This window comes from Devosia sp., from assembly GCF_017307495.1.
In the GTDB taxonomy this organism is placed as follows: domain Bacteria; phylum Pseudomonadota; class Alphaproteobacteria; order Rhizobiales; family Devosiaceae; genus Devosia_A.
Genome location: NZ_JAFKHE010000014.1, coordinates 1 through 24,617, shown reverse-complemented (window position 1 = coordinate 24,617; position 24,617 = coordinate 1). Strand labels below are relative to the sequence as shown.

Genomic DNA, 24,617 nt, shown 5'->3' with positions numbered 1-24,617 from the left:
GCAAGAGGCATGCAGGCAGGGTCGGGTTAACCATGTGCGGATACGCTGTGGTAACCGTGCGGGCCTAACCGGGTGCCAGGCAGACCTCATCTCTGGGTAGCGACTTTGGGTAGAACGCTTCGTTCCATCTTTCTCCTGGGTGCCAGCCTCGCCGTTGCCGGCATGCTGGCCGGCTGCGGCGCATTCAAGCCGGCATCGAACGCCAAGGCGATGGCGCCCCTGAAGCAGGAGACGGTGAGCCGGCTCGCCGGGATGGGCTCCTCGCCCGGCGCCGGCATGATGGTCCGCATCTTCAAGGAGAGTTCGGAACTCGAGGTCTGGAAGCAGACCGCCTCGGGCTACAAGCTGTTCAAGTCCTACCAGATCTGTGCCTGGTCGGGTGACCTGGGCCCCAAGGTCAAGGAGGGCGACCGGCAATCGCCCGAGGGCTTCTACACCATCACGCCGGGCCTGATGAACCCGAACTCCAATTACTACCTTGCGTTCAACACCGGATTTCCGAACAAGTTCGACCGCGCCTACGGCCGTACCGGCTCCGACCTGATGGTCCATGGCGACTGCTCGTCGCGCGGCTGCTACTCGATGACCGACGAGTCGATCGCCGAGATCTACGCCCTGGCGCGCGAGACCTTCAAGGGCGGCAACCCTTCCTTCCAGCTCCAGATTTATCCGTTCCGCATGACGGCGGCCAATCTCGCCAAGCATGCCGACAACCCGAACATGAGCTTCTGGAGGGATATCAAGGAAGGCTACGACCGGTTCGAGCTCAGCCGGGCGCCGGTCAACTGGGATGTCTGCAACAGGGAATATGTGTTCGACGTGCCGGGCGGCACGGTGCTCGACGCAGCGGGGGCCTGCCCGGTGACGGTGGCCCAGAACATCCCGCAGGCGGTCAAGGACAAGATGGCGGCCGACGAGGCGGCGATGGCGACGGAAGTTGCCAACCTCGCGGACAAGGCAGCCAGGGCCGCTGCCGAGGCCCAGAAGGCGGCCGACGCGGAAGCCGCCGCCAAGGCGCGCGGCGAGGCGATCGGCAGTTTCATCGGCGGCCTGTTCGGCGGCGGGCAGCAGGTGCAGGGCGTTATCGATCCTTCGATCATCCCGCCGATTCCGCGACCACGCCTGCATCGGTCGGCGTGACGGCTCCCCTGGGATCATCGGCATTTGCCACCATTTGGGCATCGTCGTGGTGTTGATCGACATCACTTCCGGGGAGGCCTGATGCGCCGCTATCGCCGTTTGGTCCTGATCGACCGGGTCATCCCGTTCCTTGCCGCCCTCGTCGGGCTCGTCGCCCTGGCGGGCGCTGTGGCCGTCCAGCTCAACGCCGATGCCAGGACTGCCGCGGTCATGGCGGCGATGGCGGAGTTGCGGGCTTCCGTCGATGCGCTGGGCACACGGACCGATGCGCTCGCTGCGCCGGCGAACGACGGCATCGCGGCGGGCCTGCTGGCCCTGCAGGACCGGATGAACAAGCTCGAGGGCGAGTGGGGCGCGCAGCAGGCCGCTGTCGCCAGCGCGCCCACTGCAGCTCCGGCCACTGCCGAGGCGGTCACCGCCACCGCCGACGTTGATGCGACCCTGCCCACGACCGACTGCATTCCGCTCGGCACGCGCTTCATGGTGACGCCGAACGAGACCTTTCCGCTGTGCCAGTCGAAGGCGGTCGTCAAGACCGGCCCCATCACTGCCGACACCGTCTACGTGGAAGGCCCCGGCTCCGTCGTCGAGACCGGCTTCGGCAGCCTGCCCGGCACCACTTGCACGATCATGGTCTTTTCTGCCGACGAAGCCGGTTTCGCCGAAGTCCGCGTCACCTGCACTTGAAGCGGGCGGCCGCCCGACGACGTGCTTGCGGGTCTCCCGCGACACCCGGGCCTTGAGACCGAGGGTTCCCGGCGCGGTCGGGAAAGGCTAGATGAGCCGTCGCCATGAGTTTCCCCTTGTCCACCTCGACCGCGCATGTCCCCGTCCAGGCCGCCTCGCTCAAGGGCATGGCGCTGGGCACTGCTGCCTACACGCTGTTCGCCATCCACGACGCGCTGGTGAAGTCGGTCATCCATGTCCTGCCGGTGGTGCAGATCCTGTTCGTGCGCAGCCTGGTCATCGTCCTGATCTGCCTCGCGATCAGCCGGCGCCAGCTCCTGGTCGACCTCGTCCGTTCACCCAACAAGCCGATGCTGCTGCTGCGCGCCATCCTGACCCTGGCGGCCTGGTGCATGTACTATTCGGCCGGGCGCGAGCTCAAACTCGCCGAGATGACGACGCTGTACTATTTCGCGCCGGTGCTGACGATCATTCTCGCGGTGGTCTTTCTCAAGGAGCGGCTGACGCTGGCCCGGGTGGGCGCGGCGGCGATCGGCTTCTTCGGCGTCGTCGTCGCCAGCAACCCGGCCGGGCTGACCATCGGAGTGCCGGCGCTGATGGTGCTGGGTGCCGCCTTGTTCTGGTCGGTGGCGATGATCCTGATGCGGTCGATCTCGAAGTCCGAGAGCTCGATGGTGCTGATCTTCTCGCTCAACCTGTTCTACACCATCGCCATGGGCATCGCCTCGATCCCGCTGTGGACGGCGATGGACCCGATGCAGCTGCTGGTGGTCGCGGCGGTCGGCGTGGTCGGCGGCACGGCCCAGTATGTGCTGGTCGAGGCAGCGCGGCTCGTGCCGGCGAGCGTCGTGTTCGTCGGCGCCGCACTGGTGGTTGCCGCAGGGCTGGTGCTGGCCTGGAGCGAGCGGCGGCCGCGGCGGGTGGTAGTGGACACGCCGTAGCCAGCGGCGCCTGTCAGGTGGCGGCAACGGCATTGGCGTCGTTCTCGACGCTCTGCCAGAACTCGCTCGTAATGTTGCTGCGCGGGAATGGCGTCGGCCAGGCGCGTGGCGCGGGCGCGCTGCAGCTCGGCCCTCCGGATTCGCCGCTCGATGATGGCGGCGGCGATATAGCTGATAGCGGCGTCCTGGAGGTCGAACAGCGTGTCGATGCCGCCATAGGTGCGCGACCACAGGATCGAGTCCTCGTGGTCGGCGAGGCCGATGGTGACGCGCAGCTCGCTGCCCCGCGTCCCACCGTCGAGCCCTCTTCCGGCAAGGCGAAGGCTAGGTGCGCAGCGTCGCCGAGTCGATGACGAAGCGGTACTTCACGTCGCCCTTGAGCAGGCGCTCATAGGCCTCGTTGATCTGCTGCGCGGGGATCTTCTCGATCTCGGCCTGCACCCCATGCGCGGCGCAGAAGTCCAGCATTTCCTGGGTCTCGGCGATGCCGCCGATATTGGAGCCGGTGAAGATGCGGCGCGCCCCGGTGAGGGTGAAGGCAGAGACTTCGAGCTTTTCCGGCGGCAGGCCGACCAGGACGAGAGCGCCCTCGAGGCCGAGCAGGCCCATGTAGAGGTCCATGTCGTGCACGGCGGAAACGGTGTCCACGATGAGGTCGAGGCTGGATCCGGCCGCCTCCATCGCCGCGCGGTCGGAGGAAACCAGCACCGCATCGGCGCCGAGTTCCCTCGCCGGCCCCGCCTTGTTGGGCGAGGTCGTGATCACCGTGACATGGGCGCCCATGGCGTGCGCGATCTTGACTGCCATGTGGCCAAGGCCGCCGAGGCCGACCACGCCCACCCGCTTGCCCGGGCCTGCGCCGAAGCGCTTGAGCGGGGAGTAGGTCGTGATGCCGGCGCAGAGCATGGGGGCGGCGGCATCGAGCGGCAGTGCGTCCGGAATGCGGACGACGAAATTCTCGACCACGGTGATGGCGGTCGAGTAGCCGCCGAACGTATGTCCCGTTCCCGGATCGTGGGGCCGATAGAAGTTGCTTCCGCCATAGGTCCAGGTGGCGCCCCGCTCGCAGTGCTGCTCGAGGCCCGCCTTGCAGGCAGCGCACTCGCCGCAGCTATCGACCATGCAGCCCACGCCGACGCGGTCGCCGACCTTGAACTTGGTCACTGCGCTGCCGACCGCCGCTACCACGCCGGCGATCTCGTGGCCCGGAACGCACGGGAAGGGCTGGCCGCCCCATTCGTCGCGGGCGCAATGCAGGTCCGAGTGGCAGATGCCGCAGTAGCTGATATCGATCAGCACGTCCCGGGGACCCGGGTCCCGGCGGCTGAGCTCGAACGGAGCGAGGGGAGACTTGGCGGTGGCGGCGGCATAGGCCCGGGCGGAAATCATCGGCAATCCTCGGATGGAGATGCCGACCTGTATCGATTCAACGATGGTCGGTGCAAGGGCGGCGGTCGGTCGTCGGCGCAATCGACCCATGAACCTGGGCAGGCGCACCGGCCACACCCGGACCAGAAGGTTCGCCGGCTGGCGCGACCGGTCAGGCGGCGGCACCGTCCTGGCCGCGCCGCATCAGGCTCATGTAGACGACGGTCAGCGAGATGACCGCCAGGAAGATGGCGCTGGTGATGATGGTCCCCAGGCCCAGTCCGCCATATTGCTGCGATTGCGAAAGCAGGTCCCCGAACGAGGCTCCCAGTGGCCGCGTGAAGATATAGGCGAGCCAGAAGCCGAGGATCGGGTCGAGCCCGAGGAACCGGTAGCCAACCGCCAGCGAGGCGATGATCATCCCGAACAGGATGCCGGTGGCCAGGTAGCCGAGCCCGAACTGTTCGGCGACCAGGTCGCCGGCCGCAGTGCCCAGCGCAAAGGTGAACAGGATCGCCAGCCAGTAGAATGCTTCTCGCCGGGTCGTGTAGATGGTGTGGATCGAAAGCGTCTTCTCGGATCGAAACCAGGCCCAGAAGGTGCCGGCGAGCGCGAGGGTGAACACCACGGTCGTTACCGCCAGCGGCACGCCGAAATTGTCGACCAGGTTGTCGGTCACGAGCGTTCCGACGACACTGATCAGCACCACGGCCAGCCAGTAGGACCACGGGACATAGCGCTTCTGCGCGAACTGGATGATGAGCGCGACCACGAGCACGCCGACCATCAGCAGCGAGGTCCTCGACAACCCAAGTCCAAGGTTGACCGACAGATAGTCGGCGGCCGTCTCGCCCATGGTCACCGCCATGAGCTTGATCAGCCAGAAGTCCCAGGTCGCCTGCGGAACCCGATTCCGGTTGGTCGTCGTCGCGTTGCCGCTCATTGCTTTCCTCCCGACTTGAGGACGTCCAGGACGGTCTGGAGGCTGGCCGCTATCGTTGCCGCATCGGGCGTTGCGGCTCGCAGGGCCGAAAAGGCTCCGTCATTGGCCTCGTCGATGACGCCCCAGGCGTCGCGGTCGAGCGGTCTCAGTCCGGTCTCGGCCTGGTCCCAGGCGCTCTCGTAGTCGCGGACCCGCTGCTCCGCTGCGGTGAAATCGCCACCCGCCGCGATCGTCTGCACGTCTGCCACGATGGCCACGAGTTTCGACAGGTCGCCCAGTCCCGCCTGGGTTTGGGCCGAGGCCTCGGGCGCGAGGAAACGATACCCACCGGCAAAGATCGCCACCGGCAAGGCTACCAGAAACACGGCAAGGATAAGCTGGCGCACGGATCACCGTCCCCCTGTTCGCCCCGATGCGGCGGACATTGACTTGGCATCGGAACCTGACGGCAGGCTGACGAGCGCCGTGTTCTTCACGTCAACGATGTGGCGACGGGCTGCATGTCATCAGAGGGTCATGGCCCCCGCCTAGGAGGGAGGCATGGGACAGGACAGGATGTCGGCGCTCATCTCGAGCCTGGTCGCGGTTGCCGGCACCGGCGCGCTGCTCGGGTTGACGCTCGCGATCGGGCAACAGCGGCAAGAGAACCTGGCGCTCTTCTTCGCCTATCAGGGCGCGGCGCTGGTCGTGGCTGCTGCGGTAGTCGCCCACATCAGGCTATCGAAGCGTGGCCGGCTCGCCTATCTGGCTCCGGGGCGCTTCGGCGCGCCCGCCCGGGCCATGCCGCTGCTTGGCGTCCGGGCGGGTGAGAGCTGGGCGAAGACCGGCACGGTGTTTGCGGTGATCGTGAGCGTGGTCACCGCAGGATACCTGTATTCGAGCGGACCGGTCGCGCTCGCTGCGCCCCTTTCGGCGTGGGCACTGGCCGCCTTCATCGCCGTGCCGCTGTCGCTGTCCAACGCCTTTGTCGAAGAGGTCGTGACCCGCTGGACGCTGGCCGAGGGCCTCACGGGCGATCTTGCCCGCGCCGCCCCGTGGGCATCGGCGACGCTGTTCGGCGCGGTGCACTACTTCGGCATACCGGGCGGAGTGCCGGGCGTGCTGATGTCAGGCTTCGTCGGGTGGCTGTTGACCCGCAGCATACAGGACACCGGAGGGATTGGCTGGGCCATCCTGATTCACTTCGTCCTCGACATGCTGATCTTCACCGTCAGCCTCGCCAGCTTCATCCGGCCCTAGGGGGAGCGGGGGCAGGGGCCCTCTCACAAAAAGATGCGGAGGCCGGCTCTGTCGGCCTGCGGGAAGCGCGAGACACACGTCCGCGGGGCTTCCCCCCCGGCTCAAAGATCAGACTTCCACTTCCCGCCGGCTGTACGCTCGCGCCACCCGGCTCCTGGCCTCAGCCCGGGACGCTCACCGGCCTCACACCCAGAAATCTGATGCCGCGCCTCTGGAAAGGAGGCTCATGCGACAGCCAATCAGAACTGCCCGTGGCACTGCCTGAACTGCCACCTGTCGACAATTTTAATAGCTAAATCAACACTCTATGGTGTAGATATTTCGATTGCCTGCCTTTTGCCTACTACGAGTTCCACCGAACTTGCGGCTGCAAGGTGAGTCTGGTCCCTCGACTCGCCACAGACCTACTGCTGCCTAACTATCAACGCCACCTTGCGATGCGCCAACCCGTCACCTGCAAGTGCCGACCACTTCCACCTGCGGCGCGGTGCCCGAGCCGAAGTCCACGTCGGTTCGACAGAAGATGGCGGTGCCGAACAGGCCGTTCACCAGCGCAGCGTTGGTGATGTTCGCCTCGAGCGTCGCGTCGGTGAAATCAGTGCCTTCCACGACTTTCTGAGCCCGGATGCGATCGGAAAAGCTGAGCGACAGCGTCTGGCCGCCCAGATTGGCGCCCCGTAGTGATGTCGTGGTGTCCACCGACAGGTGGCCAACTCTAGACTTACCGAAATCTACGCCCGTAGCATCGGCTCCGTCGAGATGGAGTTCGCCGATGCGGGTTCCGTCTAGCGTGATGGTGCGCATCGAGATTCCGCTCACGACCAGCGTGTCGATGACAGCGCCGTACAGCGACGTGCCTTCGAGAATCGCCTCACCGTCCATCGTATCTCCGAACCCGCCGCGCAGCAGGAAGGCCATGTACGGACTGGAGGTACCGTTAAACAGGGCGCCCGCCGCAACGCTGTTGATGAACTCAAAACTGCCGGCGGCGTTAGTCAGGTCGGTATTGGAGAAGTTTGCGTGCCACGGTTCGATTCGGCCGAAACGGGTGCCGGCGAAGGATGACCCCGACACATCGAGGAAATTCCAGTCGATCGCAAAGCCGAGCGCTTCCTTGCGAAGATCCATGCCGCTGAAATCACAGGCGTTGCATTTCAGTAGGTTAAGGTCATCGTCCCAGTATTTCTGCAGCTGCGGCAGCTTGTCGGGGCTGGAACCGTAAGTTGCAGCCAGGTATTCCTGGTTTGACGAACCCCCGGGATACTTATGTTTCAGTTCGAGCAGCGTCTGGAGGAATTTGCGGGCGCGTTCGCTGTCGGGACTACCGGGCGTGGACGGTTGCTGGTCGAGATTCTGCTGCACCTTGGCCTGCTGCTCCCGCCGTTCGAACGCCGCCGGCGTTTCCTGCTGCCAGACAATAAATGGCTGGTTGCGAAAGGCGCGGGCATAGGCTTCTCGCTCTTCTATCCTGGTGTGCGGCAGATTCGGAGCAGCTTGCAGGGCGAAGTAGCTGTCGCAACGAGTGGCCACCTGGTTGCCCGCGCCATCGTCAAGCTGGCATTCGTAGTCGTAGCGTACCTGCGACGAAAGCTGCTTGCACGACTGGCGTGTGGGCTCAAGTGGGGCGGCGGTGGGCAGCATGCCCGAGCAGATGATCTCCCAAAGCGAGTTGTTGCTGGCATCCGCGGCAGCTTGCCAGCAGTCCAGCGGCTCGTCCTTCCACGGGTTGCCCATTAGGCTGAATGTGCCGCCGTCAAGTGCTGTTACGCTGCCGTCCGGTTGAACTCGGCAGATCGCCTCCTGTGCGCCGGCCGGGGATGCTGCAAACAGAGCGGAGCCTGCCACAGCAAGCACGCCAAGGAAGCTCTTCATATCTGAAATACAAAGCATCTATTGCGAAACCTATTGTCGCGCGCTGGGGAGCGTGCAGGGCAATGATAGGGGGCGGTAGCTCGACGTCATGATTATGTATTGTCACGCCTCCTTCGGCTCGCCGTCGTCAAGAGGCGTCGCGCTTCGCACTACTGCTCCCGCTATCACCCCATTCACCTGCCTTGCCACCAAGTTGCGCCGGTCCATTCCAGTTGCCTCAGAAAGTCGCGTCGTCAAGCTTCCGTATCAGCGCTGACACTCGCTTCGGCCACATGCCGCCGTCCTCAGTAGGCTGCAGCGCGCCAGCTGACCGCTTGCGGCCTGCGGTGTAACAAGCGGTGACCGGCACAGACTCCGAAAAGGAGTGCTGCCGGAGTGGATTGGGGACGCTAGTAAGACGATTGCTGCTGCTCCATTCGTGGAAACGGCAGCACAATACCAATGTCCGGTTCTACCAGAATAAAAACACGCTATTTTACAAGTGTTTAGAAAGCGCCGTGGCAGTGCTTGAACTGCCATTGCGTGCTAATTTGTTTAGCAAAATCAATTTGATAGACTGGTAAGATTTTGTGCGCCTACCTTTTGCCTAATTCGCTCGCGCAGCGTGGCTTAAGTTCAGCACAACGAGATTGCTGGCGCAACGCAAACGCGATGTCCGCTTCTGGCCCGAAGCGGCCGCCCGTTCAGTCCACTAGCGGCAAGCATACAGTTTCGTAAGTTCGCTGCCAGCGTGAGGATAGCTGGTTGATCGACACTGAAGACACTCAACCAAAGGAGTGCTTCATGATGATCTTTCAGCGAAACCGCGCCGTTGCCGTGCTTGCCCTGATCGGGGGGCTGGCTGTCCTTGGTCCAGTCGTTCCCTCCAACGCAGCCGAACAGGCCGTCAAGGCCGAGGTCAATCCGCCCGGTGACATCCCGGACAACCAGGTCTTCATCACCTATGCCGCGCCGCTTGGCGCAACGCTTCAGGTACCCGAGGGCTGGGGTCGGAACGACACGGCGGCGGGAGCGGTATTCTCGGACAAGTACAACATTCTGGAGGTCCGGGTTGCGCCGGCGGCGGCCGCTCCAACGGTCGACAGCGTCAACGCCTCGGACGTGGCGGCGCTCAAGGCGACGGACCGGGCCGCCAATATCACGTCGGTGAAGGCGCTGAAGCTGGATGGCGGGGATGCCATTCGTATCGACTATGCCATCAATTCCGATCCCAACCCCGTCACAAACAAGCAGATCCGGCTCGAGGGCGTGCGCTTCATCCTGTTCGGTCACGGGAAGATCGCCACGCTTGATATGCGGGCGCCCTACGGCGCCGACAATGTCGACCAGTGGCGCCTGATGTCAAACTCGCTGCGGGTGCAGTGATGGACGCGCTGGTCGCCAAAGGGCTGTACCGCTTCTTCCATAGCGGCGACACGGAGGTCGTGGCGCTCAAGGGCGTCGATCTCACGGTGGCCGGCGGTGAAATGGTTGCGCTGGTCGGTCCCTCCGGCAGCGGCAAGTCTACGCTGCTGTCGTGCCTTGCCGGGCTCGACACGCCGGACGGCGGTGCTGTCGAGATCATGGGGCAGAAGCTGCCTCGACGTTCCGAGCTCGAACGGGCGCGTATGCGCGCCCGTTCGATCGGGATGCTGATGCAGTCGGGCAATCTGCTGGACCACCTCACGGTCCAGCAGAATATCGATCTTCAAAGGTATTTGGCCGGGCGTCACGCCAGCGACGGCGGTCCAAATGTGCTTGAAGCGATCGGCCTTGGCCATCGGCGCGACGCGCTCCCGGCTCAATTGTCTGGTGGCGAGGCGTCGCGCGCCGCTCTGGCGGTTGCGTTGGCTATCGAACCGCAAATCCTGATCTGTGACGAGCCAACCGCTGAAGTCGACGCAGAGACCGAACAGGCCATCCTTTCGGTGCTTGAAGGGAGGCGCAACGACGGTGGCGCGGTCCTGGTCGCAACCCATAGCGAGGCTCTGTCCAAAGTCGCCGACCGGATCGTCACCATTCGCGACGGGAGGCTGAAGTGAACATGGCTTTCAAGAAGTGGCTGGTGGAGGGCAAGGCGGTGTCGCGGACCTTCTCCCGTGGCGGCGAAGAATTTACCGCACTCGACAACGCGTCCTTCCGCATCGCTGCGGCCGACCAGATCGCGCTGACGGGACGGTCGGGGAGTGGAAAGTCGACCCTGCTCAATCTAGTGGCGGGGCTCGATCAGGCCTCAAAAGGCACGCTGTTCTGGCCGTCACTCGGTGCGGCCGAGACGTTACGTCCGTCCCATATCGCCGTGATGTTCCAAAGCCTCAGCCTCGTGCCGACGCTCACGGTCATAGAGAACGTCGCCCTGCCGCTCGACCTGCTCGGCAAAGCCGCTGACCGCGAAAAGCTGTCGCTCGCGGCACTCGAACGCTTTGGCCTCTCCGACCTGGCGGACAATCTGCCCGAGGAACTTTCGGGCGGGCAGGCGCAGCGCGTGTCGCTGGCGCGCGCCACGGTGACATCCCCGCAGCTCGTGATTGCGGACGAGCCCACCGGCCAGATCGATCACGACACCAGCCGGCAGGTGATGTCGGCGCTCCGTGACTGGGCCGATGAGACCGGCGCGGCGCTACTGGTGGCGACTCACGACTCAGAGGTCGCCGCGCAGTTCCCGATGAGTTGGCAAATGACCCACGGCCGCCTCAGTGCGGTGGAGAAGGAAACCGCAAGATGATCTTCACATGGATGAAGGGCCTGGTTCGCACCCGTTTCGGGCGTCTCGCCGGAGCCTCCGCCGGCATCACGCTGACTGTCGCGCTGGTTGCCGCGATGGGTGTGTTCATGGTCGAAAGCAACGCGTCGATGACGGCGCGCGCCGTTCAGGCGGTCCCGGTCGACTGGCAGGTCCAGATGGTTCCCGGCTCCGATCAGGTTGCGGTCAAGACCGCTATCGCCGACGCAGCGGGCAACGCAAAGACGGCGCTCGTCGGCTACGCCGATGTCGCCGGGCTCGAGTTTAAGACGGACAGTGTCCAGTCGACCGGCGCCGGCAAGGTTGTGGGGTTGCCCGACGGGTATCGCGATACGTTCTCGAAGGGGTTTCGCCTGCTGACCGGCACCTACGATGGGGCGGTGCTCCTGCAGCAAACCGCTGCCAACCTCCATGCCGGCCCCGGCGATACAATTGCCGTCCATCGCATCGGCCTGGCGGATGCCTCGGTTACCGTTACAGGAGTGGTCGACCTCGTGAGTGCCGACACCTTGTTTCAGGCCGTCGGGGTCCCGCCAGGGGCAACGCCGCAGGCACCTCCCGACAATGCGGTCCTGATGCCACTCGGCCAATGGCAGGGCCTGTTCGACCCTCAGGCACAGAACCGGCCGGATACCGTGCGGATGCAGTGGCACGTGGCGCTCGATCACGGCGCGCTCGTCCAGGACCCGCAGGCCGCCTACCAGGACGTGACACATCAGGGCCACAACCTCGAGGCGCGCGTCGCCGGCAGTGCGCTGCTCGCCAACAATCTTGCGGCCAGCCTGGACTCTGCCCGCAGCGACGCACTCTATGCGCGGGTGCTGTTCCTGTTCCTCGGGGCACCCGGCATCGTTCTGGGCATCCTTCTCACCGTCGCGGTGACGGCGTCGGGCGGGGACCGTCGCCGGCGCGACCAGTCACTGCTCAGGTTGCGTGGCGCTTCGTTGCCGACAATTATGCGCTTCGCTACCCTCGAGGCCTTGCTGACGGCGGCCATTGGCGTCGCGGGGGGGCTGGTATTGGCGGCGCTCCTGTCCTCTCTGGTCCTCGGCCATTCGATCCTCACTGCAGCCGGTTTGCCGTGGCTGGTGGGCGCGGCCATCCTCGGCCTGGTCGTTGCGCTTTGCGCCGTGCTCGTCCCCGCAGCGCATACCGCCCGCACATTGTCGGTGGCGAATGCCCGGCAGGTCGTGGGTCGCAGGTCAAAGCCCCTGTGGCAGCGGCTTTATGTCGATGTCGCCCTGCTTGTCATAGCCGGTCTGATCTACTGGAAGACGGCAGCCAGCGGATACCAGATCGTTCTGGCGCCCGAGGGCGTGGCCGCGACGGCGGTGGACTACACCGCATTCCTGGCACCCATCAGCCTGTGGGTCGGTGCCGCGCTGCTGGCGCTCCGCCTGTCGGAACTGGCTCTGTCGCGGCCGGCTCCGCTGTCCCGGGCGATCGGGCCAGTGGCCTCCGCGGTCGCCATACCGGTCGCCGCTTCGGTGAGCCGCCAGCGCGGCAGGATAGCGGCGGGTGTGGCTCTGACCGCCCTGGCGTTCGGGTTCGCTAGTTCGACGGCGATTTTCAACACGACCTATCAGGGCCAGGCCCGGGTCGACGCCGAACTGACGAACGGGGCGGACGTCACGGTCACAGGGACGACCGCCGACCCCGCCGGCGACAAGCTCGGCGAACTCGCGAGCCTGCCGGGGGTTCAGGGCGCACAGGCCATGCAGCATCGGTTTGCCTATGTCGGCACCGACTTGCAGGATCTCTATGGTATCGACCCTCAGTCGATCGGTAGTGCCACCTCGATGGCCAACGCCTACTTCGCCAATGGCAATGCGGCGGCTACGTTGGCCAAACTGGCGGCAGAGCCCTCGGCGGTGCTTGTCTCCGACGAGACGGTGACCGACTATCAGTTGAAACTCGGCGACACGATCAACCTGCGACTTCAGGGCAGCGATCATCAGTATCATCCGGTTGCGTTCACCTTCGCCGGAGTGGTGCGCGAATTTCCCACGGCGCCGCGCGACAGCTTCATCATCGCCAACGCCGACTATGTGGCTCAGCAGACGGGCGTTTCGGCACGCGAAGTCGTGCTGCTCAGGACGAATGGCGACCTCAGCGGCGTCAAGGCAGCAGCGCAGACCGTCGCTGGCGGACTTGCGGGCGTCAGGATCACCAGCCTCGACGATGCCACTCACATCATCGGGTCGAGCCTGACCGCCGTGGACCTGGGTGGTCTCACCCGGCTCGAACTAACCTTCGCCGTGCTGACGGTTGCTGGCGCGACAGGGTTAGTGTTGGCACTTGGCCTGGCGGATCGCCGCCGTAGCTTCGCGATCCTCTCGGCACTAGGGGCAAGGGCGAGCCAACTGGCACCGTTCATCTGGGTCGAGGGTGCGATGGTATTCGTCGGAGGCGCAGTCTTCGGAATGGCGACCGGCACTCTGATTGCCCAGGTTCTGGTGACCGAACTGCAGGGTGTATTCGACCCCCCGCCGGAGGCGATCACGCTGCCTTGGCCCTACCTCCTGACGGCGCTGGGAGTTGGATTGCTGGCGACCGCAGGAGCGGTCGCTCAGTCCCTGCAGGATGTCCGGAAGACACCGGCCCAGCGTATGAAGGAGCTGCAATAGCCACGGACCCCGACGTCGGCCAATCCGGGCGGCGTCGGGTTCGCTTCTTACCCTCGCGATTGCACTCCTCGTCGGCGCAAGGGTCTTTGGGCGCAAAACCATCCAAGGGCCGGCATACAAAACTGTAAGCTGGTCGGCAGGTCGTCGTGATCTGTGAAGTGCAGGTTCTCTGAGCCGCGGACAAGAGCGCCGTCGGCTTCAAGGAGCCTCGTATGCGCAAGTTTGCTGCTACACTGCTATTTGCGGTCGCCCCGCTGGCGATCGTTTCTGCCTTTCCGGTCGCTACAATGGCCGCCACCATGTCGGAACTCGGCGACCTCAGCTCGCTTTCCGCCATAGCGACGGACACGCTGAACATCGCCAAGTCCGGTGACCTCAGGGCCGCCGAGCACCGGATCACCGACTTCGAGTCGGCCTGGGACAAGGCCGCAGGCACCATGCAGCCGCTGAGCCCGGAAAAGTGGCACGCGGTCGACATGGCTGCGGACGATGCCATCTCATCATTGCGGACAGCCGCGCCGGACGCGGCGGCCGTCGAAAAGGCCGTTGGCGGCCTGATTGCCGAGCTCGACAATCCTAGCGCTGGCAGCACTGCCACAGTCCCGGCACCGACTACCGCCCCCGGCGCTTTTGCCGTGACGAATGCCGACGGCAGTCCGCTCCCTTGCGAAGTGGCGCTCAAGTCGCTTCGTGATGCCGAACCGGGCAAGGTCCCGTCCGACCAGGCGAAATACGACGAGGCCAAGAGCAAGGGCATCGATCGCTGCAACGCCGACGACGACAAGCGTGCCGACGGCCTGTTCGCCCAAGCCTACGCCCTGCTGCAGTAGGAGCTGGCAATGCCCTCGAACCTTCCGCAGGCTCAGGCCTACAACCGCGTTCCCCGCGTCACCGTCGACTTCTGGCTGATCAAGCTGATGGCGGTGACTGTCGGTGAAACGGCCGCCGACTACCTCGCAGTCAACCTCGGGCTCGGCCTGCCGCTGACCTCCGCCATCATGACGCTGGTGCTGGTGGCGGCTCTCGTCGTGCAGTTCGCGCAGAAGCGCTACGTGCCACTCTGGTATTGGCTGGCCGTCGTGCTCGTCAGTGTCGTCGGCACTTTGCTGACCGACAACCTGGTCGACAACTTTGCAGTGCCGCTCGAAGTGACAACCGCCGTGTGTGCTGTGCTGCTTGCACTCACGTTTGCAGCCTGGTTCTGGAGCGAGCGCACCCTCTCGATCCACACTATCGTGACCACACGACGGGAGGGATTTTATTGGGTGGCGATCCTTCTCACCTTCGCCCTGGGCACCGCGGCGGGCGACCTTGTGGCCGAGAAGCTCGACGTCGGTTACCTGATGACGGCGGTTCTGTTCGCAGCCGTCATCGGTGCCATCGCCGTCGCCTACTACGCCTTCCGGTTGAACGCGGTACTGGCCTTCTGGTTGGCTTATATCCTGACGCGACCTATGGGCGCCTCGTTCGGAGACCTTCTGTCGCAGCCGATGGAGTATGGCGGGCTCGGCCTTGGCACGGTCGTTACCAGTGCGATCTTCCTCGGGGTGATTGCCGCAACCGTCATCTACATGACGATTACGCATCGGGGAGGCGAGATGATAACTTCCGATGCCGCAGTTCGTCCCGACCCTCGCGCCTAAGGGAAGGACGAAGCGTGATGGTGGTCACCCCCCGTGGCTGCCATCACGTCATTGGAGAGGAGCGCCATGCGCATTCTTGTAGTCGAAGATGATCAGCGCACATTCGAGTATGTCCGCAAGGGTCTGCTCGAAGCGGGTCACGTCTGCGATGTCCTGCAGGACGGCACAGACGCTCTCGCGCACGCGACGCGCGAGCCCTACGACGTGCTGGTCGTCGATCGCATGCTGCCTGGACTTGATGGACTTTCTCTCGTCAAGGCACTGCGGAGCGCCGCAGTGAAATCGCCGATCCTCTTCCTGACCTCGGTCGGAGGTGTTGATGACCGGGTCGACGGTCTCGAGGCAGGAGGCGACGACTACTTGGTCAAGCCGTTCGCCTTCTCCGAACTTCTGGCGCGGATCAACGCTTTGGGGCGCCGGCCGCCGCCGCAATCTGCAGCCGAAAAAACCAAGCTCGCCGTGCTGGATCTGGAACTCGACCTGGTGCGTCGAACCTGCCGACGGGCCGGCGAAGAGATCGAACTGATGCCGCGCGAATTCTCGCTACTGGAATATCTGATGCGAAATGAAGGTCGGGTGATTACCCGGACGATGCTGCTGGAGCGGGTCTGGGAGTTCCACTTCGATCCGCAGACCAGCGTCGTCGAGACCCATATCAGCCGGCTTCGCGCCAAGATCGACAAGCCGTTCGACCACCCCTTGCTGCACACGGTGCGCAACACCGGCTACAGCCTGCATGCCTAGCACAATCATCCGCAGCACGCCAGTTCGGCTGGCAGTGATACTGTCCGCTGTGTTTCTCATTGGCTTGGCGATTGCCGGCCTGGTCGCTTTTGCGCTCGTGCGTCAGGAACTGGCGGTCCGTATCGATCAAAGCGTTTCCGACACTTATGCGATCATCGCAGCGGCCTACAACGACGGCGACGTTGGTGACCTGACGGAGTCGGTCACCAGCCATTCGGCTCCAATCGTCGGCGACGATCAGGTTTATCTGCTGCAGGATCGCATCGGTACGCGGCTCGCCGGCAATCTGCCAATCATGACCTTCAATGACGGTTGGTCGACAGTCACTCCGCAAACGGCCGGCGACTCCGAGCCCAGAGCCGATTACCGCGTCTTCTCGGGCATAGTCGACGGATACCGTCTTACAGTCGGAAAGAGCCTGAGCGAAGTAGATGAGATCGGGCTCCTGATTCTGACAGCTTTTGCGTGGGCGGGGGCAGGGCTGATCGTGCTGGTCTCAGCGACTGGCGCGGTGATTGCAATGAACGGTCAGCGTCGACTGGGACAGGTTTCCGCCGCAATGGATCAGGTTGGTCGCGGAGATCTGCAAGCCCGCATCCCGATCAGCCGGCGCAACGACGATATCGACCACATTGGCCGCGAGGTGAATACGGCGCTCGATCGGCTGGTCGCCCTCGTCGAGGGTATGAGGCAGGTCAGTGTCGACATTGCCCATGAGTTGAAGACACCGCTCAACCGTCTCGGCATCGCCATCGAGGCAGCGCTCGAGGGGCTGTCGCGCGGAACCGACATCGAGCCGCTACTGGAGCAGGCACAGGCCGAGGGGCGGGTCATCAACGCCACCTTCGACGCCTTGCTGCGTATCGCTCAGATCGAATCCGGCGCCCGACGCGCGCGGTTCACCGATCTCGATCTGGCGCCATTGCTCGAAACCATCGAGGACGCGTTCGAGCCGGTCGCGGCCGAGAACCAGCAGAGCCTGACACTGGTCAGCGTTCCGAAGCTGCCTGCGGTTCATGGCGATAGCGATTTGCTGACCCAACTCGTCGCCAATCTGGTTGAAAATGCAATGCGGCACTGCCCGCCGGGGTCGTCAATTTGCCTTTCGGCATCGGCGATAGACGGTCGTACTCTATTGAGAGTGACGGACACGGGACCAGGAATTCCGCAGGCTGAACGCGAAAAGGTGTTTCGTCGCCTCTACCGGCTGGAGAAGAGCCGGACCACCTCGGGAAGCGGACTCGGCCTCGCCTTGGTAAAGGCGATTTGCGAACTCCACGGTGCACACATCGAGCTCGGCGACAACGCTCCGGGCCTGATCGTCAGCATCACTTTTCCGCCGACACAGGAGGCAAGCCGTGTCTCGTAGCGACAAGCTCTGGTTGTATCTGGGCGGCGGCTTTGCCGTCGCGTTGCTTGGTGCATTCGGGCTTCTGGCCGACGAAGTGCTCGAAGGCGAAACGCTGGATTTCGACAAGTCGGTCCTGATGATCTTCCGCGATCCGGCGGCTCCTTCGACGCCGCTTGGACCGTCATGGCTGGTTGAGGCGGCGCGCGACATCACGGCGCTCGGGAGTTTTTCCGTCCTCGGCCTGCTGGTGACTGCGGTCGTTCTCCATCTGGTGTTCACCGGCAAGTGGCGGGTCGGCGTGCTGATCCTCGTGTCGGTGATCGGGGGAACGATCGCGAGCAGCACATTGAAGACGATCTTCGATCGGCCCCGGCCCGACCTGACTGGCGCCGTACAGGTCTTTACCGCAAGCTTCCCGAGTGGCCACGCAACGGTCTCCGCTGTCACCTATCTGACGATCGGTGTGCTGCTGGCTCAAAGCGAAACGCACTGGCCTCCCCGGATCCTCTATCTGGTCGGCGCGTTGTTCCTCACTGGAATCGTTGGGTTCAGCCGCATCTACCTGGGTGTGCACTACCCCACGGACGTCGTCGCGGGGTGGTCGCTCGGTACTGCATGGGCGCTGCTCTGCGTGATCGTCGCCAGTGCCCTCAGCTCGCGACAATATTCAGGGCTGGACCGGGTCGCCCATACAAAACCGTAAGCTCCTTGTCAGCCGGCCGAAACCCCGGTGGGTAGTCCTGTCTTCGCCAAAAGGCGCTTGGCTACCCAAGGAGAAGACCAATGTACATTCGAAGCACAATCGTAGCCCTCGCGCTAACGCTCTCGGCGCTGTCTGGCGCTGCCCATGCCGGGCCCACTGATGATCAGACCGAGTCAGCGGCACTCGCGAACGTCTCCGTCACGGCTGCTGATGCCATCGCCGCGGTGGTGAAGCTGAATGGCGGCATCGTCGTCGAACTTTCGCTCGATGCCTCGGGTACCCCGCACTACGCCGTTTCGACCGTTGCGTCCGACGGCAGCGAGGCCAACTTCGTCGTGGACGCCAAGACCGGTGCCGTCGTCGAGGTTGGCAATGCATGGTCCGACAATCATGGCGGTGATGAGGAAGCGATGGACGGCGCGGAGCAGGATGGTCGCGATGGCGAGATCAGCGACGGCGGCCAGTCCCAGACTGACCCCGGCGACGGCGACGGCGAAACGCAGGGCGACTGACGTCACCACATCCGTTCAGCGGTGAAGGCTCACCCATGCACAGTGCCCACCGCCGACATGCCGCCGGGTCCACCAGCCCGGCGGCACTGTTATTCAAACGACACCGAGCAAAGGTCGGGTGGACACCGTGACTGACCTGGCAGCCGCAGATGACCCCGGCATTCTACTGGGTCCGATGGCGCAACAGCTCGAGCACGACCTGAAACACCAGGGAATACTGACGCCGGCTGGGGTAGTAGAGGTGAAACCCCGGAATGGGTGGAGACCATTCGCCCAGTAGCTGCACAAGCTGGCCCGTCGGTGCGTATGTTAACACGCTATCCTCCGGCACGAACGCGATCCCGTAGCCCCGGACGGCCGCTTCGACCGCCAGGCGGATCGACGTTAAGGCGAGCGCTCCATCGATGCGCACCCTGAGCGCACGGCCCTCTTGCTCGAATTCCGACGCGCAGGGCGTCCCGCTACCAATCAGGCGCAAGTTGATCACCTGTGCCCGACGAGGCCCTGCGGGATGCTGGGAGCGGGGTGCTGGGCGAGGTATCGCGGGGAGGCTACGGGAAAGGGACACTTGTCGGCTACCATGCTCCATATTGAGACGGACCAGAACTGATGCTCCCTGCTACCTGTCGATAGGTTGAGAGCGCTGGGTCCCGAGGTCACGGCACCGCGCGATGCTCCTCCTGCGCCGCTTCCCAGACTTCGTGGGCTGCATCCAGGTTCATGGCGGCGATGGCAAGTCCGACGATGACATCGGGCCACACGGAGTTCCAGATGTAGGCCGTAATCAGGCCAGCTCCGATGATTGCCACATTGGCAATGGCATCGTTGCGCGCGGAGAGGAAAGCGGCGCGCGTCAAGCTGCCGCCATGCGAGCGAAAGCGGGCCAGCAGGAAGGCGCAGAGCAGGTTGACCGCGAGCGCGCCAGCGCCGGTGATGGAGAGCGCGAAGGCTTCGGGCGGCTGCGGGTTGGTAAACTTGCCCCACAAGGCCCAGAGCAGCGCCAGAGCAGGCAAGAGCAGAATGCCCGCCATCGCCATCCCGACGCGTGCCCGGGTCTTGGCGGCCCAGGTGAGTGCAAAAAAGATCAGGAGATTAATCGAGGCGTCCTCGAGAAAGTCCACGCTATCGGCGAACAGCGAGACCGAGCCAATAGCCAGGGCAACGGCGAACTCCACCCCGAAATAGGTGAGGTTTAGCAGCGCCACGACGAGAACGGCGCGGCGCAGGCTCTGGGTCATGGTCGCTTGTTGCATTACGTCCCCCAATTATCAGCTCCTTCGTTGCATACCGGGCGAAAATAGGGTAGCCCCCTATTCCATGTCCCACACAACGAAACATAAGGCCAAGTTGCTGGCCCGCGTTCGCCGTCTCAAGGGCCAGATTGATGCCATTGAGCGCTCGCTCGAGAACGAGGTCCCCTGCGGTGAGGTGCTCAATCTGGTGGCTTCGGTTCGCGGTGCAGTCACCGGCCTCACTATAGAACTGATTGAGGATCACATCCGCGAACACGTTTCCAATCCAGACACGGACGATGATCGCGGACGTGCTGACGGTGCCGCCGAACTGATCGACGTCATCAGGATGTATCTCAAATGACTGACGCGCGCCTTTCCAGCCCTCACGACCACGTATTCCTGGGTGCCGACCACCAGCGCAACGAGCGCCGCACCTGGATGGTGATCGCCATCACCGCGACGATGATGGTGGTCGAGATCGCCGCTGGCACCTTATACGGCTCAATGGCGCTGGTTGCCGATGGCTGGCATATGTCGACCCACGCCGCCGCCATGCTGATCGCAGCTCTGGCTTACCTGTTCGCCCGCCGCAATGCGCACAATCCCCGCTTCAGCTTCGGCACAGGCAAGCTCGGCGATCTTGCCGCCTTCGGCAGCGCCGTCGTGCTGGCGCTGATCGCGCTCCTGATCGGCTGGGAGAGCCTGGTGCGGCTCTACAGCCCTGTGGCGATCAACTTCCATCAAGCCATCATCGTCGCGGTCATGGGGCTCGGCGTGAACCTTCTCTGTGCTTGGCTCCTGCGCGACGATCATGCGCATCACGGCCACCACCATCATGGACACGACCATGGTCATGCGCACGACCATTCACATAAAGAGTACCAGCACGACCAACACGGGAATGGTCAGGCGCCACACCGCCACCACGCCGGTGACAACAATCTGCGGGCCGCCTACCTGCATGTCCTCGCCGACGCCCTGACCTCGGTCCTCGCCATTGCGGCCCTTGTGCTGGGGAGTCTCTACGGCTGGAACTGGCTTGATCCGACAATGGGCCTCGTCGGCGGTCTCGTCATTGCGCGCTGGTCCTGGGGACTTATCCGCGACACGGGCGCCGTACTGCTCGACTACGTTCCTGACAACGAGGATCTGCCAGACGATATTCGGCAGGCCATCGAGACCGATGACGACCGGATCACCGACCTTCACATCTGGCAGCTGGGGCCAGGGCACCATGGTGCCATTGTCTCAATCGCTTCATCGCAGCCAGAGCAGCTCTCCGTCTATCGAGCAAAGCTGGCGCACATCCATGAGCTGTCACATGTTACCATCGAGGTGGAAAGGGCAGCGTAAAATCGGCGCAACGTCCGCTTCCACCAACCTCCGCTCATATGCAGACAGTCGGCTATCGGCCCCTGGTCAGCCATTGCGGTTGCATGATTTTAACGACCGGTTGTGGCGCCAAGCGGACGTTGGACGGTGCAAACATCACATAATGTGGAGTTTCTGATGTTGGGCGCTACGCGCTTGAAATAGAACAATAATCTGCGCGCTTTTCTCCGGTTGTCCTAGCCAACATCAGAAAGCATGCTGTCTGCGTTGGGATAGTTATCCAAGGCAGGGCGAGCATGAAGCAAGCGCAGGTACTGACCGAGAAGGACACGAAGCGGGTGTTGGCACACATTGCCCGCAAGCCGTTCGCCGCACGCAACAGGTGCATGCTGCAACTGAGCTGGCTGTCGGGAATGCGTGTCGGCGAGATAGCAGCGCTAAGGGTTGGCGACGTGATCGATGCCGATGGGCGCATACGCAGCCAAATCCAGCTTAAGGCCGAGCAGACAAAGGGCGACGCAGCTAGAACGGTGTTGCTCAACGCACAGGCGCAAACGGAGCTGTCGATCTACCTGCATGCGATCGGCAAGTCCAAGGCTGCCGATCCGTTGTTTCGGAGCAGGGTCGGGAAGCGCTTTTCAGCCAACAGCCTATGTCAGGTGTTCCTGCGCATCTACGACGAGGCGGGACTGGACAAGGCAACGTCGCACAGCGGCAGGCGCACATTCATCACGACGCTGGCGCACAAGGGGGTGAATGTGCGGGTGCTGGCGGAATTGGCCGGCCACCGCAGCATCGCTACCACCCAGCGGTACATTGAGCTGAACGAGAACGTGCTGCGTGCGGCGGTGGAGCTTCTGTAGCTACCGAGGGACAGTAGCTGCCCCTCGGTCTGTCCGTTGAGTAACTCAACGACATGTGCCGTTGAGATGCCCAGCAGGGCACTTTAGTTTGCCCCGTACGATTGTCCATGGTTCCTGCCGGTTGAGGCTAACGCCTCGAGACCGCCCGCATCCCGCATGTTCCAAGCGATGTCTTCGGGCTCGTCGATTCCCTCAACCCCGAAGCGAGGGTCAGTCCACCGCAGCGCTTCCATGTAGAGCACTTTCATGTTGCGGTTCTGTGTCGCGATGGCGAGCTCAATGATGGCAGCGAAGCTAGCGTCATAGCGTTCGACCGACTCGACTTCGCGTCCATCCTCATCAAATGGCGGCGGCCCGACATGTTCAGGAACTTCAACGCCCGCATCGTCGAGCAATTCCGACATCCATTCCCGCATATGTACCGGCGCATACGGCCCAAGGGTTTCCTGCCAGATGATATAGCAGAATGCAGCGGCCATTTCCGGATCGGTCGAATGGCAAATGTAGGCCTCGGAGATCATCTCTTCGATCTCGTCGGCTGACAGGTTTGCGACAGGCGGGAGCATGTGTTCGTCATCGTCAAAGTCGATGCTAGTCTGGTTCGTCATGTTTATGGTCCTTTGTTGAGGACGACTGCGGATTATCGCGTCGTCTGTGACAAAGATCTCATTTGGTGGCCACGAATGGCATTGACGGCACTGTAGGGCGATCCGGCGTGGTTGGTTGTCAATGCATGACGACAGGTTGTTGATAGGGAGCGCAACCAGCTCGACGCTCCCCATTCAGGTTTGCTTCCTTACTCGCGGTGCTCGTCGCCCGTGTCGTACGCGTCGCTATGTCGAAGCATCGCGAAAGTGGGCTTGTAGGTTGCCAAGGTCGCGAGGCTTCCGCTCGCCAGGACTCTGTCGATCGCCTCAACGCCTGCTCCCACGTGGGGCACGATTGAGTGATGATGGTCCACGGTTTCACTGTCGAAGACGCGATTGGCGAGAGAGATTCCCCAGCACAGCGCCGCAAGATTGTGATGGGCAAGCAAGTGATTGCTGAGCTTGTCATGGAAGCTCATCGCGGTAGGCGGACGCGACACGCAGAAATCGCTAAGCGTCATCCGATCCCCTATCGGGCTCGGCCAGGGCCATCGCACGTCAGAACCCACGAACTTTGCCCCATCCGGCACTGCCCTCATCGGCATCGACATTTCCTTGCTGGTAAATGTCGGTATCGTGAATGCTCGCTTCTGCGCTAGCGCCCGGAACGGGCTCGACGTATCGAAGCTTATGCGCAGTCTTGGGTTGATGTGCCGGTTGATGCTTCGCTGCAGTGCAGTCAAGAGAACGGCGGTTTCCAAATCGGACGTGCCGAGTACATGTATCCAAGTCTTTGTCTCGATCTGACCCTCATTGGCCATGATCAGAACACGACGACAAAGCTGGTAAAGGTCATTGCGCAAGATACCTGCAAACGCCCAACCCTCGAACGCGTACTTCTTCACCTCGTCGTACCAGGCATCCGCCTCATTGGGATCGTTGCCCTGTAGGACGTTGAGTAGCTCAACAGCGTTGGTCTGCCGGTGACGTTCAAAGAACGCGAGGTGATCGGAGGTCTGCGTGAGGCAATCCCGGAATGACTTGAACGCGTAGTTGGGATCGCGACGCACAGGACCCGTGGGGACATCAAGCGTCATGGCATAGTCCGCGTGCAGCTCCATCCACCGAAGGATATCAAGTCGGTCTTGATCCGATGTGATCTTCATGCGGCCAGACGCGATCTGGTATCCGCCGCTGTCGCAGATCAAGGTGGTGCTGGAACGGTCTCTATCAGTAATGATGCACGGGCGTGGTTGCCTCAATGCCTGGCCAGCCGAACTCATCACATGACTGATCGAGAAAAAGTCGCGGTTGGCTGGATCGAGGAAGTTCAGCATGTTGGAACTGATCCCGTTCGGCAGCGGCCGAGTCCAGTTCGCCGCGTGAACGTCCATGGCAAACCCCGGCGAGACAGAGGGGACATAAACGGCCTGGTCCTTCGGGGTGGGATCGTCAGCGATGTGGTTCGTTACAGCTGGGTAGTAGGCAAGCGAAAGGGCTTTGAGCGGATGGCTCATTTTCAAATCTCCTAAGTGTTTTCTTGGAATGAATTTGGACGGGGGAGGGCGACTGCTCTCCCCCGTTTGTCTTAGGCAGCGCGAGCCGAAGCGGTGATCCGCATCGGTTCGAGACGGCGCGAGCTGAGTTCGCCACTCGAGGTCGCGGTCGGCAGGTATACTTCGTAGTTGCCGAAGCGATCAGACCATCCGAGACGAAGCATTCCGCCTGTGTCTGCGCCAAACGTCAACGACGAGGCGTCCTCGTTGAGCACGGCCTGAATGACGTCGTGCAGGTCCTTGGTGCGCAGGTTCAGTGCGTCAGTTCCCGGCATATGGAGGTCACACGAGATCACTACGTCCGGCTGGCCGGGCAATTTGTACGTCATCTTGCCGTTTGAGAAGCCGAGCTGAGCGACCTTTTGCGCGGCCTTGGCAGCACCCGGCTTCCAGTCGGCAAGCCTGTTGATTTCCGCCGAGAACTGACCCGGGATTTCCACCGAGAAGTGACCCGCCTCTAGGTATGTTTCGGGTCGGGTTTGATGGTCAAGGTTCTGGCTTTCTCCTTCGTGGTTTTGGGATCGTGAGCGGAGCTGTTCTTGAAGCGGAAGC

General features: G+C 63.1%; 26 protein-coding genes. 17 read left to right on the top strand and 9 right to left on the bottom strand.

Annotated features, from left to right (window positions below; translation table 11 throughout):
* The first annotated feature begins 105 nt into the window (after nt 1–105).
* The 3 genes from J0I99_RS05015 to J0I99_RS05005 all read left to right on the top strand — a co-directional run bounded on the left by J0I99_RS05015 (nt 106) and on the right by J0I99_RS05005 (nt 2,768).
* Nucleotides 106–1,140, top strand: coding sequence for a murein L,D-transpeptidase family protein (locus J0I99_RS05015; protein ID WP_291396293.1), 1,035 nt, complete (start codon nt 106–108; stop codon nt 1,138–1,140).
* Between the two features lie 81 nt (nt 1,141–1,221).
* On the top strand, nt 1,222–1,827 hold the full coding sequence (locus J0I99_RS05010) for a hypothetical protein (RefSeq protein ID WP_291396291.1): 606 nt from the start codon (nt 1,222–1,224) through the stop codon (nt 1,825–1,827).
* 104 nt (nt 1,828–1,931) lie between these two features.
* Complete coding sequence (locus J0I99_RS05005) at nt 1,932–2,768, top strand: DMT family transporter (protein WP_291396289.1); 837 nt, start codon at nt 1,932–1,934, stop codon at nt 2,766–2,768.
* A 324-nt stretch (nt 2,769–3,092) separates the two neighbouring features.
* On the opposite strand, the gene J0I99_RS05000 is transcribed toward J0I99_RS05005, so the two are convergent.
* The 3 genes from J0I99_RS05000 to J0I99_RS04990 all read right to left on the bottom strand — a co-directional run bounded on the left by J0I99_RS05000 (nt 3,093) and on the right by J0I99_RS04990 (nt 5,465).
* Nucleotides 3,093–4,157, bottom strand: a complete 1,065-nt coding sequence (locus J0I99_RS05000; RefSeq protein WP_291396287.1) for an NAD(P)-dependent alcohol dehydrogenase — start codon at nt 4,155–4,157, stop codon at nt 3,093–3,095.
* 151 nt (nt 4,158–4,308) lie between these two features.
* Nucleotides 4,309–5,079: a hypothetical protein gene (locus J0I99_RS04995; protein ID WP_291396285.1), complete on the bottom strand. Its 771-nt coding sequence runs from the start codon at nt 5,077–5,079 to the stop codon at nt 4,309–4,311.
* A complete protein-coding gene (locus tag J0I99_RS04990; RefSeq protein WP_291396283.1) occupies nt 5,076–5,465 on the bottom strand; it encodes a hypothetical protein in 390 nt (129 codons plus the stop codon). The genes J0I99_RS04995 and J0I99_RS04990 overlap by 4 nt, the downstream gene beginning before the upstream one ends.
* A 154-nt stretch (nt 5,466–5,619) precedes the next feature.
* Between J0I99_RS04990 and J0I99_RS04985 the strand changes: the two genes are divergently transcribed.
* Nucleotides 5,620–6,318 carry a CPBP family intramembrane glutamic endopeptidase gene (locus tag J0I99_RS04985; RefSeq protein ID WP_291396281.1) on the top strand — a complete coding sequence of 233 codons (699 nt, stop codon included), beginning with the start codon at nt 5,620–5,622 and terminating at the stop codon, nt 6,316–6,318.
* Nucleotides 6,319–6,768: 450 nt separating this feature from the next.
* Here J0I99_RS04985 and J0I99_RS04980 read toward each other — a convergent pair whose 3' ends face one another.
* Nucleotides 6,769–8,190 carry a pentapeptide repeat-containing protein gene (locus J0I99_RS04980; RefSeq protein WP_291396279.1) on the bottom strand — a complete coding sequence of 474 codons (1,422 nt, stop codon included), beginning with the start codon at nt 8,188–8,190 and terminating at the stop codon, nt 6,769–6,771.
* 783 nt (nt 8,191–8,973) lie between these two features.
* On the opposite strand from J0I99_RS04980, the gene J0I99_RS04975 reads away from it, so the two are divergent.
* From J0I99_RS04975 to J0I99_RS04930, 10 genes are all read left to right on the top strand, one after another.
* Nucleotides 8,974–9,555, top strand: a complete 582-nt coding sequence (locus J0I99_RS04975; RefSeq protein ID WP_291396277.1) for a hypothetical protein — start codon at nt 8,974–8,976, stop codon at nt 9,553–9,555.
* Nucleotides 9,555–10,211: an ABC transporter ATP-binding protein gene (locus J0I99_RS04970; RefSeq protein ID WP_291396274.1), complete on the top strand. Its 657-nt coding sequence runs from the start codon at nt 9,555–9,557 to the stop codon at nt 10,209–10,211. The genes J0I99_RS04975 and J0I99_RS04970 overlap by 1 nt, the downstream gene beginning before the upstream one ends.
* A 2-nt stretch (nt 10,212–10,213) precedes the next feature.
* The gene (locus tag J0I99_RS04965) at nt 10,214–10,894 is read left to right on the top strand and encodes an ABC transporter ATP-binding protein (protein WP_291396272.1); all 681 of its coding nucleotides are present in this window, start codon (nt 10,214–10,216) and stop codon (nt 10,892–10,894) included.
* Nucleotides 10,891–13,539 (top strand): FtsX-like permease family protein, encoded by a 2,649-nt coding sequence (locus J0I99_RS04960; protein ID WP_291396270.1) that lies wholly within the window; start codon nt 10,891–10,893, stop codon nt 13,537–13,539. The genes J0I99_RS04965 and J0I99_RS04960 overlap by 4 nt, the downstream gene beginning before the upstream one ends.
* A 212-nt stretch (nt 13,540–13,751) precedes the next feature.
* On the top strand, nt 13,752–14,369 hold the full coding sequence (locus J0I99_RS04955; protein ID WP_291396268.1) for a hypothetical protein: 618 nt from the start codon (nt 13,752–13,754) through the stop codon (nt 14,367–14,369).
* A gap of 9 nt (nt 14,370–14,378) precedes the next feature.
* Nucleotides 14,379–15,182, top strand: coding sequence for a hypothetical protein (locus J0I99_RS04950; protein WP_291396266.1), 804 nt, complete (start codon nt 14,379–14,381; stop codon nt 15,180–15,182).
* 66 nt (nt 15,183–15,248) lie between these two features.
* A complete protein-coding gene (locus tag J0I99_RS04945) occupies nt 15,249–15,926 on the top strand; it encodes a response regulator transcription factor (RefSeq protein ID WP_291396264.1) in 678 nt (225 codons plus the stop codon).
* Entirely contained in the window at nt 15,919–17,295 is a 1,377-nt protein-coding gene (locus tag J0I99_RS04940) for a HAMP domain-containing sensor histidine kinase (protein WP_291396262.1), read from the top strand. The genes J0I99_RS04945 and J0I99_RS04940 overlap by 8 nt, the downstream gene beginning before the upstream one ends.
* Nucleotides 17,285–17,980 (top strand): phosphatase PAP2 family protein, encoded by a 696-nt coding sequence (locus tag J0I99_RS04935; RefSeq protein WP_291396260.1) that lies wholly within the window; start codon nt 17,285–17,287, stop codon nt 17,978–17,980. Before J0I99_RS04940 ends, J0I99_RS04935 begins: the two co-directional genes overlap by 11 nt.
* An 80-nt stretch (nt 17,981–18,060) precedes the next feature.
* Nucleotides 18,061–18,492 carry a PepSY domain-containing protein gene (locus J0I99_RS04930; protein WP_291396258.1) on the top strand — a complete coding sequence of 144 codons (432 nt, stop codon included), beginning with the start codon at nt 18,061–18,063 and terminating at the stop codon, nt 18,490–18,492.
* Between the two features lie 163 nt (nt 18,493–18,655).
* Here J0I99_RS04930 and J0I99_RS04925 read toward each other — a convergent pair whose 3' ends face one another.
* Nucleotides 18,656–19,081, bottom strand: a complete 426-nt coding sequence (locus J0I99_RS04925) for a LysR substrate-binding domain-containing protein (RefSeq protein ID WP_291396256.1) — start codon at nt 19,079–19,081, stop codon at nt 18,656–18,658.
* 67 nt (nt 19,082–19,148) lie between these two features.
* The gene (locus J0I99_RS04920) at nt 19,149–19,745 is read right to left on the bottom strand and encodes a cation transporter (RefSeq protein WP_291396254.1); all 597 of its coding nucleotides are present in this window, start codon (nt 19,743–19,745) and stop codon (nt 19,149–19,151) included.
* 64 nt (nt 19,746–19,809) lie between these two features.
* On the opposite strand from J0I99_RS04920, the gene J0I99_RS04915 reads away from it, so the two are divergent.
* The 3 genes from J0I99_RS04915 to J0I99_RS04905 all read left to right on the top strand — a co-directional run bounded on the left by J0I99_RS04915 (nt 19,810) and on the right by J0I99_RS04905 (nt 21,922).
* Nucleotides 19,810–20,088, top strand: a complete 279-nt coding sequence (locus J0I99_RS04915; protein ID WP_291396251.1) for a metal/formaldehyde-sensitive transcriptional repressor — start codon at nt 19,810–19,812, stop codon at nt 20,086–20,088.
* Nucleotides 20,085–21,080, top strand: coding sequence for a CDF family Co(II)/Ni(II) efflux transporter DmeF (gene dmeF, locus J0I99_RS04910; protein WP_291396248.1), 996 nt, complete (start codon nt 20,085–20,087; stop codon nt 21,078–21,080). Before J0I99_RS04915 ends, dmeF begins: the two co-directional genes overlap by 4 nt.
* A 275-nt stretch (nt 21,081–21,355) precedes the next feature.
* Nucleotides 21,356–21,922: a tyrosine-type recombinase/integrase gene (locus J0I99_RS04905; protein ID WP_291396246.1), complete on the top strand. Its 567-nt coding sequence runs from the start codon at nt 21,356–21,358 to the stop codon at nt 21,920–21,922.
* Between the two features lie 83 nt (nt 21,923–22,005).
* Here the strand turns inward: J0I99_RS04905 and J0I99_RS04900 are convergent, their stop codons facing one another.
* From J0I99_RS04900 to J0I99_RS04890, 3 genes are all read right to left on the bottom strand, one after another.
* Entirely contained in the window at nt 22,006–22,530 is a 525-nt protein-coding gene (locus tag J0I99_RS04900) for a hypothetical protein (protein ID WP_291396243.1), read from the bottom strand.
* Between the two features lie 188 nt (nt 22,531–22,718).
* A complete protein-coding gene (locus J0I99_RS04895) occupies nt 22,719–24,026 on the bottom strand; it encodes a hypothetical protein (RefSeq protein ID WP_291396241.1) in 1,308 nt (435 codons plus the stop codon).
* A 71-nt stretch (nt 24,027–24,097) separates the two neighbouring features.
* A partial coding sequence (locus tag J0I99_RS04890; RefSeq protein ID WP_291396239.1) for a hypothetical protein occupies nt 24,098–24,617 on the bottom strand: 520 nt, incomplete at its 5' end.